Raw genomic sequence first — 13513 nt, 5'->3', positions numbered from 1 at the left:
ACCACGTGTTCACATAAATCTAATTTATCATTTTTATTAGTTTGTAAACTTTTTGGAATTGTTTTGTTTGCTAATTTCACGCTTAAAATCGCTCAAAAATAAATCTAATTTTCCGATCAAAAAATATCAAAAAATCACTTTTACAAAGTAAATGAGAATCAGTATTATTTACATATACCAAGCGAACACACTTTTTAAAGGAACATCATCATGGCGAATATTCAGCAATTTGTAGAAAACAATCAACGTATGTTTAAAAAGACCTTAAGCTATTACATCATGCACATTACCGTTGCCATGATTGTCGGTTATGTCGTGACAGGTAGCTTATGGATGGCCATTACTTTAAGTTTAGTTGAACCTACAGTTCAAGCAGTTGCATATTTCTTCCATGAGCGTATTTGGGATAAAAAATCCGCTGTTGACAATCAGGAAGCGAGCGCCCAAGTCTAGTGTGATTGCAAATCACTTTGCTTGATGTTGTTCACGACCACCTACGGATGGTTTTTCTATTGAAAACGATTTAAATCGACTACTGCGAATTTGTTTTCGAAACAATATTTTGTATCAAACCAATTTAGTGCTTTTGCTAAACCTAAGATAAGACTAAGAGTAAATATCTTAAATCTTCTTCTACTTAATACACAAAGGTCCGATATTTTTTAAACCACGAATCCAGTCATCCAATGCCATCTATTTACGTCCGCATATCCTGCTAGCGTTTGACTTTTGACATGTAAATTTGGGTTAAAATATAACAAGTGATTTTTTTCTTAAAGCAATGCATGAAGCATTCCCTATAGATGCTTCATTTGACAAATAAATTATTCGTTCATCACCACAACTGATGTTCTCAATGTTCAGCAATGCTTCAACAATTTTCCCTGAATAGGGATTGGGTGGTGTTTGGTCGGAACTTTCTGTACATAATCACGTCGAATTGACCATGTCACTACACCTTGCTGGAGCCTCTGTATTTTCGTGATTTATCCACCGATCACCCTAAAATGATTATTCATTGATTTCATTTCTATTTTTGCCAATTGGATAAGTTTATAGCAAACAATTACACATTTCCTTTGATTTATTCTAATTTTTTCTAAATAATAAAAATAAGCATAAATTTTCTTTATGGGTGATTAATATGAATCTTGCTGCATTCGAAGCCTTTGTCAAAGTCATGGAAACAGGCTCTATTTCTTTGGCTGCAGATCAACTGTTTATTACCCAGCCTGCGGTGACCAAGCGAATTCATAGCTTAGAAGAATATTTTGGTGTAAAGCTGTTTGAATCGGCTGGTCGTGGTGTACAAGCAACGCATGCCGCACATTCACTGTTACCTAAAGTTAAAAACTGGCTCAATGAATTGGGAGATATTCACCATACATTAAGCCATGAACAAGGCCAGATTCAGGGCAAGCTCAAAATTGGTACCAGTCATCATATTGGCTTACATCATTTACCTAACCATTTACGTAATTATGTACAAGCCTACCCAGATGTGACTTTAGATGTGCATTTTGTCGATTCAGAACAAGCACATGAAAAAGTACTGGCAGGTGATTTAGAACTGGCCTTTTTAACCTTACCTCCACAAGGTGATGAGCGTCTAAAATATGTCAATATTTGGCAAGACCCATTGGTGTTTGTGGCTGCGCCATTTCACCCTCTTGCACAGCAAAGCCATTTAACCCTTGAAGATTTAATCCAATATCCAAGCTTGCTTCCTGCTGCGCAAACTTATACCACCCAAATCACATTGGCTGAGTTTGAAAAGCAAGGGATTAAACCTAAAATCACCATGAGTAATAATCCCTTAGAATCTATTCGGATGTTGGCATCGATTGGTTTAGGTTGGTCTGTACTTCCAAAAACCATGATTAACCAAGACTTAAAGCAACTCGATATTGATTTGGTCATGCACCGCCAATTGGGCATGGTCTGGCATCCTGGCCGTACACAATCTAAAGCCGCTGAAGCTTTGGTGTCGCTCATGAAGCAACACTTGGCTTAAGCCCGCTTATTGCATCAGTTATATGCCCCACAGAATTGTGCATTAAAAAAACGGCCTAAGCCGTTTTTTTAATGTCTGTTTGAATGACTACATTAATACTCAAAATTACTCATCCCTTTTCGTTTTAGTTTGGATGAATCATTGGCTTTATGCAAAATGTGCAATAAAGACAGCAACAAAGATAAAAGCCAACAATACCCAAGCAAGACCTAAATTGGTACCACCCGCTTGCTCAAGTGCCTGATTTAAATGACTGGCTGATAACTGACGACGTACTTTGGCAATTTTTTGTTCGGCAAATTTTTTATACAGACTGTTTCCGACTAAACCTAAGCTCACCGACACCGCTATTCCAACGCCTTTGGCTTCAAATTTAAACATATTTTCGAGTATGCTTAACGTCACTAATAACGCGACGACCAGCGTACCATAGCCATACATTTTGCGATAAAACAACCAGATCACACCAAAGACAAATGCGCCCCAATTGATTCCCGCAATATGTTTCGTTGCAGTTAATTGCGAAAATGCCTTTTGATAATAATGCTGATATTTTTCTTCACCTACGAAACATTGCATGAGTTGTTCATCGTGATAACGCAATGCCGTTCTATGGCTTAAGGGAGGGGGTAAAACACTGGCTTCTTCATTCATCTCATTGTCCTTATTCTTATATTTTAGTTATCGCATTTGCTATACAACACACATCAAATCATCAATGTGATGTAAAAATTATTCAAAAGAAAAAGCCTCTGTACAAGTAAAACCCGACAGAGGCAAATACAAATTTTAGGGACTTTACCAATACCAACTGAGTACTTAAACTGAATCCTCATGTAAAGACTCATTTAACTGATCGACAATGATGGCCCACTCACCATCTGAGGCTATTTTTTCGGCCAAAAACTGACGTTGCCCCTCATTCCAATAATCAGCCTGTGTAATTTTAGTGTGCGCATTGAGTTGATGGGTCGCAATAAACAAAGCTATTGCTTGTTCGCTTGAATCTAAGCCCAACTGTTCAAATAAGTGGGTCATTCTTGGTCGTACACTCATCTTGTTCTCCTTATTTTTACCCAATCAAAATATCAATTATGCTGTCATTAAGGATATAACATGGAACGTCCAAGCACTCAATTTAAACTGCGCTTATTGTCACCCACTGATTGAGAATACATGCATATTCAATACGCCATGTGCTTCAGTCATTTAGCATATCAATACTGTAAAAAAGGTGTCGTTAGCATGTAGCCCACAACCATTTGTATACCTAACCATAAAATCGGTTGGCTCCACGATGTGCCCCCAGACTCTGCAAAAACCTGCGGACTGTACTTTGGCTGATGTTGATAGTCATGGACTTTTTCTTGTGCAAAACGCGCATATAAATCTGACCCGATAAAGCCATAAACCACATGTGGCAATACAGAAATACCCAACAAAATTGGCCACGGAAGCCCAATAACAGCCCCAAGCATGCCGAGAAAAAACAATATCGACAGCAATAAAAAAAACTGTGCGTACATTTTGCGGTAAAGCAACCAATAGGCCCCAAACAACAAACCGCCCCAATTAAAACGTGTAGGATTTTGCAATGCTTGTACATACGCACTTGCGCGAGGGCCAACAAACATTTTAAACAATGTGGCTGTAGAAACAGAACTTGCACTCGATGTATGGGCTTCAGACTGATGCGTCAATTTAAAAGTCACTCTTGATCATTGGATAATGTGTCCATGTAGGCAAAACCACTTCAAGCAAAGCAATGTATTGAAGGCACTGCTTTACTTAAATGACGGTTTTCGATGTCGTGTGATGTGTATTCAACACCACTTTAAAAAAGCATGAGGGTCTTTAAATTGACCAATCTTGAATTTCCCAACCCTGCTCTTTAGCCAAAGCTTCAAGGCGGTCATCAGGATTTACCGCAATTGCATGATCTGCATATTCCAATAAAAAACGGTCGTTAATTGAATCTGAATATGCCCAAGACTCTGTCACATCACGCCCTTGTAGCCATTGATCTAAGCGCGCCAACTTGCCTTGTTGATAACATGGAATATTGGTCACTTTACCAGTGTATTTTCCGTCTTTCACTTCTGCATTGGTGGCAATGACCTCTTGAATGCCAAATTCATGAAAAATAGGCGCAGTAATAAAATCAGATGTCGCTGTAATGCCCACCAGTTGATGACCCATTTCTTGATGTTTTTGAATGGCTTTAAAACCCTCAGGGCGCATTTGAGGACGAATCACTTTTTGCATAAATAACTGATGTAATTCTGTTAAATAGGCATTGTCATGCTGTGTTAAAAATTCAAATACAAATTCGTTATAGGCAATCGGATCAAGCTGACCTTTTTTATAATCTTCATAAAATTTGTCATTCATCGCACGATGATGAATTGGATCTACCAAGCCCTCATTCACCAAAAACTCCCCCCAAGAATGGTCAGAATCTGTATTTAATAAGGTGTGATCAAGATCAAAGAGCGCCAATTTCATGAAAATACTCGTAAAAGCTGAAATTTAAGAAAAAAATTGTAAATCTATCTCCGCTAGTCGATAGAAATTCGTTAAGATCATAGCAATTTTAACATTTTTACACTTTGCTTTTTTCGAGCTGGATTAAAAATTCATGATCCCCGAAGGCAAAGATATAAATTACACAATATTTAGGTAGCCAAATGATCGACTCAGAAGGTTTCCGACCGAATGTCGGGATCATTTTGGCAAACGATTTTGGACAGGTTTTATGGGCAAAGCGCATTGGTCACAATGCTTGGCAATTTCCGCAAGGAGGTATTCAGCATGGTGAAACCCCTGAAGAGGCACTCTTTCGTGAACTCCGCGAAGAAGTAGGCTTATTGCCCGAACACGTCGAAATTATTGCGCAGACTAAAGGGTGGTTGCGCTACCGTTTGCCAAACCGTTATATACGCATGGACTCAGATCCAGTATGTATTGGTCAAAAACAGAAATGGTTTTTGCTGAAGCTGACGGCTTCTGTCAAAAACATTCAACTGGATTTGTCTGATCCACCTGAATTTGATCAATGGCAGTGGGTAAGTTATTGGTATCCACTGGGACAAGTGGTCAATTTTAAGCGCGATGTATACCGCAAAGCGATGGTGGAACTATGCAATCAGTTGCCCCAAAAAATATAAAAAATCGCAACACATTGCAGATTTTTCAGAGAACTATTGATATAAATTAAATGTCATAACAAAGGAGCAGGCCCGATGTCGAATATGCAACTGGATACCCTCAGACGCATCGTCCAAGAGATTAATGCGTCAACCAGTTTGCATGAATCTTTAGATATTATGGTCAAGCAGGTTGCTGAAGCCATGCATGTCGATGTCTGCTCTATTTATTTGCTCGATGAGCGTAATCATCGTTACCTACTCATGGCCTCTAAGGGTCTTAATCCTGACTCAGTTGGCCATGTTTCACTAGACACCAATGAGGGTTTGGTTGGGCTGGTGGGTCAACGTGAAGAAATTGTCAACTTAGACAATGCGCCAAAGCACGAGCGCTTTTTATACCTTCCAGAAACTGGCGAAGAAATCTATAACTCATTCTTAGGCGTACCTGTCATGTACCGCCGAAAAGTAATGGGTGTGCTGGTGGTTCAAAATAAAGAATCTCAGGACTTTTCTGAAGCAGCTGAATCTTTCCTCGTGACGCTCTGTGCACAGCTCTCTGGCGTCATTGCGCATGCACATGCTGTGGGCAATATTGACGTATTCCGCAAACCGAGCAACTTGCCTGCCTACAAAACTTTCCAAGGGATTTCAGGTTCTGGCGGTATTGCGCTTGGTCGCGCAGTCATTCTATATCCACCTGCAGATTTAGCTTCTGTGCCTGACCGCGAAGCTGATGACATCAGTGAAGAACTCGAACTCCTCGATCATGCCATTGATTCGGTGCGTCAGGAAATTCAGTCTCTAGATGACAAAATGCAAGACGCGCTGATGGCCGAAGAGCGTGCGCTATTTAGCGTGTTCCTGCGCATGTTGGATGAAAATGCCCTCCCCGCAGAAATTAAAGATGAAATCCGTGACGGGAACTGGGCGCAAGGTGCTGTACGTAATGTGATTGATAAGCACATTGCGCTGTTTGCGCAAATGGAAGATGACTACTTACGTGAACGGGTCTCTGATTTAAAAGATTTGGGCCGACGCATTTTGGCTTTTTTACAAGAAGCCGATGCCAGTCACCGTGAAATTACCGATGAAAGCATTTTAATTGGTGATGAAATTTCGACCGCCGCTTTAGTGGAATTACCTGTCGATAAGATTGCAGCCATTGTGACCACCGAAGGCGCAATGAACTCACACATGGTCATTGTGGCACGTGCATTAGGTATTCCGACTGTGGTCGGCGTGACTGAATTACCCATCAATACGCTCGATGATGTTGAGATGATTGTGGATGCGCATCAGGGCCGTGTCTTTATTAATCCACCACGTCGCCTGCGTACACGTTATAAAGAAATTCAAAAAGAAGAAGAACAGATCGCCAAAGATCTCAAGCAGTATGAAACCAAAGATGCGATTACCCCTGATGGTGTAGCGGTACGTTTATTTGTGAATACTGGTCTGATGATTGACGTGGTACGCGGTGTACAGCGTGGTGCTAAAGGTGTAGGGCTTTATCGCTCTGAAATTCCGTTTATGCTCCGTGACCGCTTCCCTGGCGAAGAAGAACAGCGCACCATTTACCGTCAGCAATTGAGTCACTTTGCCAATAAACCTGTGGTGATGCGTACCCTCGATATTGGTGCAGACAAAGATTTACCTTATTTCTCCATTGAAGAAGAAAACTCAGCATTGGGCTGGCGCGGTATTCGCTTTACCCTCGATCACCCTGAGATTTTCTCTTCACAAATTCGCGCCATGCTCAAAGCCAGTATTGGCCTGAATAACTTGCACATTTTACTGCCTATGGTGACCAGTGTCAGTGAAGTTGAAGAAGCACTCTATTTACTAGACCGTGACTGGCAAGCTGTTCAAGAAGAAGAACAGGTGAAAATCACCAAACCGAAAATCGGTATTATGGTGGAAGTACCAAGTGTGCTGTTACAAATTGAAGAATTTGCACATTTGGTTGACTTTTTCTCGGTGGGTTCCAACGACTTAACTCAATATTTATTGGCGGTAGACCGAAATAACCCACGCGTAGCCAATGTCTATTCGCACTTACACCCTGCCGTATTAAAAGCCCTCACCCGCTTGGTGCAAGAGTGCCATAAATACGATAAACCTGTGAGTATTTGCGGTGAAATGGCTGGCGATCCTATTTCGGCCGTATTATTGATGGCAATGGGCTTTAATACCCTGTCGATGAGTTCAAGTAATATTTTGCGGGTGCGTAAAGCCATTTGCCATGTGCCAATGACCGATGCACAAGCGTTACTTGAGCATGTATTAAAAATGAACAATCCACTGATGGTGAAAAGTTGGATGGAATATTATTTTAGAACGCATGGCCTAGGTGACATGGTCAAAGCCTCTACACGTATTGTGAGCCCTTAATTCACGGGCTCAGCTTATTTTTCATGGCAGGTGCCTATGGATTTTATTCTGTTTTTAGTTTTTGCAGGTGTGGTGTTTTATTTTAACCAAATCAAACCACGCCAAAATCAGCGCGCGAACACGGAGCTCGAGGAACGTGCACCCCAACAGGTGCTACGCCAAAAACCGATCAAAACAGAAACATCATCACCAAGCCCTACCACATACTCGCGTCAGACGATTGAACGCCCACGCATGCCTCCTTTACACGGCATTGAAATATCAGCAACCCAATGCCGACGCCTAGGTAAGGATGATCCTTCAGTGATTGCAGCCCAGTTAAATAAAGCGTACTCGACTGGCACAGGCCATCCCCCTTCTTTCTTTGATCAGCTTAAACAGCAGTTAGAAAAAGTGGCTCAATCTGCCCAAGAGCATAGTCACTCAACATCCCCGACAGCGCCAACCTTAAGCAAACAACTCCATAAAATCTTTGATGATTTATTTTCCGAGCAACGCCCACGCTAAATTCAGCGTATATAACCTTATAGACTCAGAACTAAACGCAGTTACTGCTTGCAATACCAGCAAATAAAACGCTATAAAATCAATACTATTCAATCATTCACACACAACTGAAGTGACACTATGAATGTCGGTATCTTGTTATTTAATGAAGTAGAAGTCTTAGATTTTGCAGGCCCTTTTGAAGTCTTTTCAATTTGTAGCAATGCAGAGCAAAAAAAATTATTTAATGTATTTACTGTATCTGAGCACGCTCAAATTAGTGCTCGCAATGGATTGCAAATCACCAGCCATTACACCTTAGACACTGCCCCGCATATTGATATTCTTGTGATTCCAGGTGGACTTGGGGCCGAAACTGTCGAAATGTATAACGTGCCACTCAGACAATGGCTACTGCAGCGTCATGCACAGGCTCAACTGACTTTTTCGATTTGTACCGGTGCATTTATTTTGGCAGAAGCTGGTTTGCTAAATGGTTTAAAAGCCACAACACACTGGATGGACATTGCACGACTGACGCAAGATTATCCGCACATTGAAGTACTCAGCGATGTGAAATATGTTGATGAAGGCAAAATCATTACTGCTGCGGGGATTTCTTCGGGGATCAATGCATCGCTTTATATTGTGGCCAAATTGCATGGCTTAGAGATTGCGAAGCAAACAGCGAAACGTATGGAATATGATGCAGCATTTGTTTAATGCAGATATTCAAGCGGAAGAATTCAGCAGAGTGATAATTTAGAAAATACACTGAAATAAAAAGGGAGATAATCATTCGAATATCCCCCTTTTTTGTGCTTTGCATAGCCACGTTTGGCATTTTTCTTTCGATCTACAAAAGTTTGGCTTTTGTTAAAATCGTTCATGTGTTTTGCCACAAAGTTGCGAACTTCAACTTCGGGCAGGACTTTTTTCTTTGCCATTTGCATTCACCTTTTTGCCTATGTAGCACCCTCGTGCTGTAGTGCATATATTGGGCAATTTTTGGCAAATTTCAAGCCTTATTTTGAATGCCTTTAAAATAAGCTCGCATAGACTGGCGCCATTACATTCAGTTCTTTATACAGCAGACTGACCGCCAAAAAGCCCATTACACAGGCCAAGCTACGTACCAGCATTTTCTGTACATGTAGCGGTTTGAGCACTTTCTTTAAACTGAGCGAACAGAAAATATAAAGCCCGCCAATGAATGCCAAAGTCAGCAAAGTCACAGACATCAGCATCGGGCTTTTTTCCTGCAAAGACACCGAACCAAAAATCGCAGGTACCAAAGCCAAATAAAAAGAAATGGTTTTCGGATTACTCAAGGTAATGAGTAAACCATCTTTATATGCCGAAAAGGTTTTACCCAAATTCATCTCATTTGAGCTTGCTAATAAGTCCCCCTTAAAAGTCCAAAATTGGTAAGCCAAATACAGCAAATAACAGCTTGAAAAGACGATCAAATAAAATGAAAAATTCGGGCTAAGCTGATTGATATAACTCAATAAAAAAATCGAAGCAGACAAGTAAATCATATCTGCGGTCATCAGGCCCAAGAGCATGACCATCCCAGCTTGATAACCTTGCGATAAGGTTTTAAACATGAGACCTGTCATACCCGGCCCTGGCAATAAAGCAGCCAAAAACAAAGTAAAAATATAAGTCGAAAGCTGTGTGAAATGTTCCATTTTGCAAAGGTATGATGAGCAATGAATGGCACTATTTTTGAATAATTTTATGGGTAAAACTGATCTATTTATTTTATAAAAAGCACATAAAAGGGTATAAATAACCTATAAATTTATTTTTAAGGTGATTTATACCAATGAGCCTTTTAGACAAGACAGATGCCAAAATTTTAAAAATCCTGCAAGAAGATTCACGCACGACCAATGCCGAACTTGCCAAACAGATTGGCATGTCGACCTCACCCTGCTGGCGTCGGGTCAAGCACCTTGAAGACACGCGAGTGATTAAAGGTTATGGTGTCTTATTAGACCGTAAAAAAATTGGCCAAGGCGTGATGGTGTTTATCCGCGTGTCGATTGATAGCCATAGCGAAAAAGAAGCCAAAAAATTTGAAGAACGTGTGACTGAGTTGGAGCATGTGGTCGCGTGTTATAGCGTGGGCGGTGATGCAGATTTCTTGCTACAAGTCGTATCACCGGATTTAGACACTTATGCTGAGTTTTCGATGTCGACGATCCGCCGCTTACCCGGCATTAAAGAAATGCAGAGTATTTTTGTGCTGAAAGAAATTAAGCCTTTCTTGGGCTATCCGATTCACAGTCAGAAATAAAATACTGACTGAAGCCCTCTCCCTAACCCTCTCCCAAAGGGAGAGGGAATTCCAAAGTATTTAGCTTGCAAAAGCCCGTTCCAACAAACGCTCTACATCGACCATTTTGGCATCCAGCATCCCCACCACTTGCCCATGTTTCTCACTATAACGGCTTTGAATAAAGCCATCTGCCACAAAGTCTGGTGCATAGCGTTTGAGTAATACCGCTTGTGCCAAGACCGTTAAACGGCTCACTAAACTGCGTCCCATAAATTGCAAATCTTCAGGCGATTGATGGAACAATCTGAACAAGTCCTGCAATTCAGTTTGCAAGCTTTCATCTGTACTTGCTGTACTGGCCAAATCTTTAAACAGCACTTCAATGGATTCAGGTTCGCGCCCAATCGCGCGCAGTACATCCAAGCACATGACATTGCCTGAACCTTCCCAAATGGTATTTACAGGCGCTTCTTTAAAGATGCGTGCCATGATGCCGTTATCGACATAGCCATTGCCGCCAAAGACTTCCATCATCTCACCGGTCAGTTCCACCGCACGCTTACAAATCCAAAACTTGGCTGCTGGGGTCATGATGCGTTTCCACGCCACAGACAAGGCATCATCCGATTCGTAGCACTGCGCCAAATGGAAACTGAGCTGCGTCGCTGCTTCACTTTCTAAAGCCAAATCTGCCAAGACTGCACGCATGAGCGGTTGTTCAATCAGATGTTTACCAAAAGCCTGACGCTGACGGGTATAGGCAATGCATTGCACCAAAGCTTGACGAAGCATGGCGCTCGAACCGACCGAACAAGTCAGACGGGTGTAATTCGCCATTTCAATAATGGTTGGAATGCCGCGCCCTGCCTCACCAATCATAATGCCCCATGCATTTTTGAATTCGACTTCCGAGCTTGAATTCGAGCGGTTACCGACTTTTTCTTTTAGGCGCTGTACTTGAATATTATTCTTGGTGCCATCTTCCAGCCAGCGCGGTACAAAGAAACAGGCCAAGCCATCTTGTTCGGTTTTTGCCACCACCAAATGCGCATCACACATCGGCGCAGAGAAAAACCATTTATGCCCTGTCAGCAGATAAGCTTTACCTCGTCCTGTTTCTGCTACAGGCACCGCAATTGTTTCATTGGCACGTACATCTGAACCGCCCTGCTTTTCAGTCATGCCCATACCGAGCCAAATCGACTTTTTTTGTGCAATCGGCACATCACGTTCATCGTATTCAGTCGATAGTAGTTTCTCGCCAATTTTCGCCCATAGTTCAGGCTCTCGCTGAATGAGTGGAATACTGCCGAGCGTCATGGAGTTTGGGCATAAGTTACCGCATTCGACCTGACCTGCAAGATAAAAGCGCGCTGCCCATTCCACCCATTTAGTCTTGGAGTTAGGCTGATTAAAAGGATGCGCATGGGTATCAAACTGGCGGTTGAGTCCCATCCATTTATGCCATGAAGGATGAAACTCGATAAAGTCAGTACGGCGACCACGAGCATCGAAGGCATGTAAGATTGGCGTGTGTTTGTTGGCTAAAGCCCCATGCTGAAAGTATTCGCTCGAACCTGCGACTTTGCCCATTTCGCATAAAGTCGACTGATCATGGCTGCCGTAGCGTTTTAAGATTTCGTGTAAAACCGTATCGCTTGAAAATAGATTGTAGTTTTCCAGTTCATCAAATTGGTTGCTGATTTGATGCGTCATCCATGTCTGTTCTAATGTATTCATCGTCTATATTTTCCGCTTGTTCTTGTTGGCTTTTCATTTCAGTATAGAGAAAATTTAAAGCATAGGCGTTCGGTTTTCCACGCTTAAAAATATGAAGAATTCAGCCATTCAAATACGGCGCAAGCCACGTCAATCACGTGCCAAACTGACCCAAGAAGCCTTACAGGACAGTTTTGTTCGGCTTTTGCATGAGCGTCCTGCCAGTCAAATTACCATTCGTGAAATTACCGACCTTGCAGGCGTGGGCTTGGGAACGTTCTATGAATATTTTTCTAAGAAGGAGGATTTGATTGCGCTGACCATTCATTTGCATGTGAAACACAATGCGGAAAACTTAAAAAGTTATGCACAAAGCTTGATCAAGTTATCCACAGATTTAGATGTTCAGGCGTATTTAGAACGAATTATTCACTTTCAAATTGAGCAAATTCAAGCACAGCAATTTTTGTGGTCGCAGGTGTTTTTGTTGGAACGACAGATTTCGGATATTGAAAGTTATCGTAAGAGTTATGCCATGATGGTACAGATGTGGCAGTGCATTCTTGAGCCATTTATACAGGATAATGAACAGCTCAAGTCGATGGCTTTAAATATGCAACGAGTGTGTTATGGCTTTGTTTCACAGACGTTGTTGATTGAACCTGAGTTTGGGGAGTGGCAACAGCTTGAAAATAGTATTACTATCTACTTAACTTCTAATAAAAATCAAAATTCTTCTAGAATCAACTATGCTTAACTCTACGTTTGAACAACAACTGCATTTATTTTTTAAACAATGGAAAATGCCATCTCCTGAAAAAATTGATGATCCTCCTATTACTTTAACTCCCATTAATGCTAACCAATTAGAGTCTTTTTTCAATAATTTTAAAATCGCGTATAAACCTATTACTGAAATGAAAAAACAAGGCTTATTCGTAAATGTTTGGCAAACAGCAGGTCTCAAAAGAGATGAAGTAAGAAACAGTCAGGTACTTAAATGGTTTTTTGACTGCAATGCTGATCATGGACTCAATAACCTTGTTTTAGATATCTTCTTAAAATCTTTATCTTATAAATTTTTGACACCTATAACGTACTACAGCTATGCCGAAAACTATCCAATTTCAGATGGAAAAAATCGTGTTGACATTGAAATTGAAGCCGAAAACCTACTGCTTTTCATTGAAGTAAAAATAGATGCATCAGAAGGCTTTGAGCAATTAAAAAGATACCAAGAGATTGCTCTTCAAAAATCAAAAGGAAAAAAATGGGCTGTAATTTATTTGACCAAAGGTGGATACCTCCCCAATAACTACATAAAATCTGAAACATTAATACCAGTCTCTTGGAATTTTTTTGCTAAGGCTATTTTTAAGTCTATCCCTACAAAAGACATACTGCCTCACAATTTGTGGCTTTTAAAACAATTTGCCGAGCATATACATAATTTTTAAAGGAAAATTT

16 protein-coding genes are annotated in these 13513 nt (G+C 41.0%); 9 read left to right on the top strand and 7 right to left on the bottom strand.

Going from position 1 to position 13513, the window contains the following annotated elements; all coding sequences use genetic code 11:
• The first annotated feature begins 210 nt into the window (after nt 1-210).
• The gene (locus HYG93_RS03925; protein WP_106985379.1) at nt 211-453 is read left to right on the top strand and encodes a DUF2061 domain-containing protein; all 243 of its coding nucleotides are present in this window, start codon (nt 211-213) and stop codon (nt 451-453) included.
• A 691-nt stretch (nt 454-1144) separates the two neighbouring features.
• On the top strand, nt 1145-2014 hold the full coding sequence (locus tag HYG93_RS03920) for a LysR family transcriptional regulator (RefSeq protein WP_106985378.1): 870 nt from the start codon (nt 1145-1147) through the stop codon (nt 2012-2014).
• A gap of 147 nt (nt 2015-2161) precedes the next feature.
• Here HYG93_RS03920 and HYG93_RS03915 read toward each other — a convergent pair whose 3' ends face one another.
• The 4 genes from HYG93_RS03915 to HYG93_RS03900 all read right to left on the bottom strand — a co-directional run bounded on the left by HYG93_RS03915 (nt 2162) and on the right by HYG93_RS03900 (nt 4519).
• Entirely contained in the window at nt 2162-2668 is a 507-nt protein-coding gene (locus HYG93_RS03915) for a DUF2628 domain-containing protein (RefSeq protein WP_120365183.1), read from the bottom strand.
• 165 nt (nt 2669-2833) lie between these two features.
• Nucleotides 2834-3070, bottom strand: a complete 237-nt coding sequence (locus HYG93_RS03910) for a DUF2789 family protein (protein WP_106985376.1) — start codon at nt 3068-3070, stop codon at nt 2834-2836.
• A 161-nt stretch (nt 3071-3231) separates the two neighbouring features.
• Complete coding sequence (locus tag HYG93_RS03905; RefSeq protein ID WP_106985375.1) at nt 3232-3726, bottom strand: DUF2628 domain-containing protein; 495 nt, start codon at nt 3724-3726, stop codon at nt 3232-3234.
• A 142-nt stretch (nt 3727-3868) separates the two neighbouring features.
• Nucleotides 3869-4519, bottom strand: coding sequence for an HAD family phosphatase (locus HYG93_RS03900; protein ID WP_106985374.1), 651 nt, complete (start codon nt 4517-4519; stop codon nt 3869-3871).
• Between the two features lie 182 nt (nt 4520-4701).
• Here HYG93_RS03900 and HYG93_RS03895 point away from each other — a divergent pair, with 182 nt between their 5' ends.
• The 4 genes from HYG93_RS03895 to HYG93_RS03880 all read left to right on the top strand — a co-directional run bounded on the left by HYG93_RS03895 (nt 4702) and on the right by HYG93_RS03880 (nt 8763).
• Nucleotides 4702-5181: an RNA pyrophosphohydrolase gene (locus tag HYG93_RS03895; RefSeq protein ID WP_106985373.1), complete on the top strand. Its 480-nt coding sequence runs from the start codon at nt 4702-4704 to the stop codon at nt 5179-5181.
• A 75-nt stretch (nt 5182-5256) separates the two neighbouring features.
• On the top strand, nt 5257-7554 hold the full coding sequence (gene ptsP / locus HYG93_RS03890; protein WP_120365184.1) for a phosphoenolpyruvate--protein phosphotransferase: 2298 nt from the start codon (nt 5257-5259) through the stop codon (nt 7552-7554).
• A 36-nt stretch (nt 7555-7590) separates the two neighbouring features.
• Nucleotides 7591-8061, top strand: a complete 471-nt coding sequence (locus HYG93_RS03885) for a hypothetical protein (protein WP_120364359.1) — start codon at nt 7591-7593, stop codon at nt 8059-8061.
• Between the two features lie 120 nt (nt 8062-8181).
• Nucleotides 8182-8763: a DJ-1/PfpI family protein gene (locus HYG93_RS03880; RefSeq protein WP_106985370.1), complete on the top strand. Its 582-nt coding sequence runs from the start codon at nt 8182-8184 to the stop codon at nt 8761-8763.
• A gap of 23 nt (nt 8764-8786) precedes the next feature.
• Here the strand turns inward: HYG93_RS03880 and HYG93_RS03875 are convergent, their stop codons facing one another.
• Both HYG93_RS03875 and HYG93_RS03870 read right to left on the bottom strand, forming a co-directional pair.
• Complete coding sequence (locus HYG93_RS03875) at nt 8787-8987, bottom strand: hypothetical protein (RefSeq protein WP_117006865.1); 201 nt, start codon at nt 8985-8987, stop codon at nt 8787-8789.
• A 93-nt stretch (nt 8988-9080) separates the two neighbouring features.
• Complete coding sequence (locus tag HYG93_RS03870; RefSeq protein WP_117006833.1) at nt 9081-9734, bottom strand: LysE family translocator; 654 nt, start codon at nt 9732-9734, stop codon at nt 9081-9083.
• A 137-nt stretch (nt 9735-9871) separates the two neighbouring features.
• Between HYG93_RS03870 and HYG93_RS03865 the strand changes: the two genes are divergently transcribed.
• Nucleotides 9872-10345: an Lrp/AsnC family transcriptional regulator gene (locus tag HYG93_RS03865; protein ID WP_120365185.1), complete on the top strand. Its 474-nt coding sequence runs from the start codon at nt 9872-9874 to the stop codon at nt 10343-10345.
• A gap of 60 nt (nt 10346-10405) precedes the next feature.
• Here HYG93_RS03865 and HYG93_RS03860 read toward each other — a convergent pair whose 3' ends face one another.
• Nucleotides 10406-12067 carry an acyl-CoA dehydrogenase family protein gene (locus HYG93_RS03860; protein ID WP_120365186.1) on the bottom strand — a complete coding sequence of 554 codons (1662 nt, stop codon included), beginning with the start codon at nt 12065-12067 and terminating at the stop codon, nt 10406-10408.
• Between the two features lie 91 nt (nt 12068-12158).
• On the opposite strand from HYG93_RS03860, the gene HYG93_RS03855 reads away from it, so the two are divergent.
• A complete protein-coding gene (locus HYG93_RS03855; protein ID WP_120365187.1) occupies nt 12159-12803 on the top strand; it encodes a TetR/AcrR family transcriptional regulator in 645 nt (214 codons plus the stop codon).
• Nucleotides 12796-13503 (top strand): PD-(D/E)XK nuclease family protein, encoded by a 708-nt coding sequence (locus HYG93_RS03850; protein ID WP_120365188.1) that lies wholly within the window; start codon nt 12796-12798, stop codon nt 13501-13503. The genes HYG93_RS03855 and HYG93_RS03850 overlap by 8 nt, the downstream gene beginning before the upstream one ends.
• Nucleotides 13504-13513 lie beyond the last annotated feature (10 nt).

Origin of the sequence: Acinetobacter sp. SwsAc6, from assembly GCF_013391565.1 — a bacterium.
In the GTDB taxonomy this organism is placed as follows: Bacteria; Pseudomonadota; Gammaproteobacteria; order Pseudomonadales; family Moraxellaceae; genus Acinetobacter; species Acinetobacter cumulans.
This window is presented reverse-complemented; position numbering and strand designations above follow the sequence as displayed.

Bases quoted from the DNA above. Each gene is read 5' to 3' on its own strand.
- HYG93_RS03925 (WP_106985379.1), top strand. From the start codon at position 211: ATGGCGAATATTCAGCAATTTGTAGAAAACAATCAACGTATGTTTAAA.
- HYG93_RS03920 (WP_106985378.1), top strand. From the start codon at position 1,145: ATGAATCTTGCTGCATTCGAAGCCTTTGTCAAAGTCATGGAAACAGGC.
- HYG93_RS03915 (WP_120365183.1), bottom strand. From the start codon at position 2,668: ATGAATGAAGAAGCCAGTGTTTTACCCCCTCCCTTAAGCCATAGAACG.
- HYG93_RS03910 (WP_106985376.1), bottom strand. From the start codon at position 3,070: ATGAGTGTACGACCAAGAATGACCCACTTATTTGAACAGTTGGGCTTA.
- HYG93_RS03900 (WP_106985374.1), bottom strand. From the start codon at position 4,519: ATGAAATTGGCGCTCTTTGATCTTGATCACACCTTATTAAATACAGAT.
- HYG93_RS03895 (WP_106985373.1), top strand. From the start codon at position 4,702: ATGATCGACTCAGAAGGTTTCCGACCGAATGTCGGGATCATTTTGGCA.
- ptsP (WP_120365184.1), top strand. From the start codon at position 5,257: ATGTCGAATATGCAACTGGATACCCTCAGACGCATCGTCCAAGAGATT.
- HYG93_RS03885 (WP_120364359.1), top strand. From the start codon at position 7,591: ATGGATTTTATTCTGTTTTTAGTTTTTGCAGGTGTGGTGTTTTATTTT.
- HYG93_RS03880 (WP_106985370.1), top strand. From the start codon at position 8,182: ATGAATGTCGGTATCTTGTTATTTAATGAAGTAGAAGTCTTAGATTTT.
- HYG93_RS03875 (WP_117006865.1), bottom strand. From the start codon at position 8,987: ATGGCAAAGAAAAAAGTCCTGCCCGAAGTTGAAGTTCGCAACTTTGTG.
- HYG93_RS03870 (WP_117006833.1), bottom strand. From the start codon at position 9,734: ATGGAACATTTCACACAGCTTTCGACTTATATTTTTACTTTGTTTTTG.
- HYG93_RS03865 (WP_120365185.1), top strand. From the start codon at position 9,872: ATGAGCCTTTTAGACAAGACAGATGCCAAAATTTTAAAAATCCTGCAA.
- HYG93_RS03860 (WP_120365186.1), bottom strand. From the start codon at position 12,067: ATGAATACATTAGAACAGACATGGATGACGCATCAAATCAGCAACCAA.
- HYG93_RS03855 (WP_120365187.1), top strand. From the start codon at position 12,159: ATGAAGAATTCAGCCATTCAAATACGGCGCAAGCCACGTCAATCACGT.
- HYG93_RS03850 (WP_120365188.1), top strand. From the start codon at position 12,796: ATGCTTAACTCTACGTTTGAACAACAACTGCATTTATTTTTTAAACAA.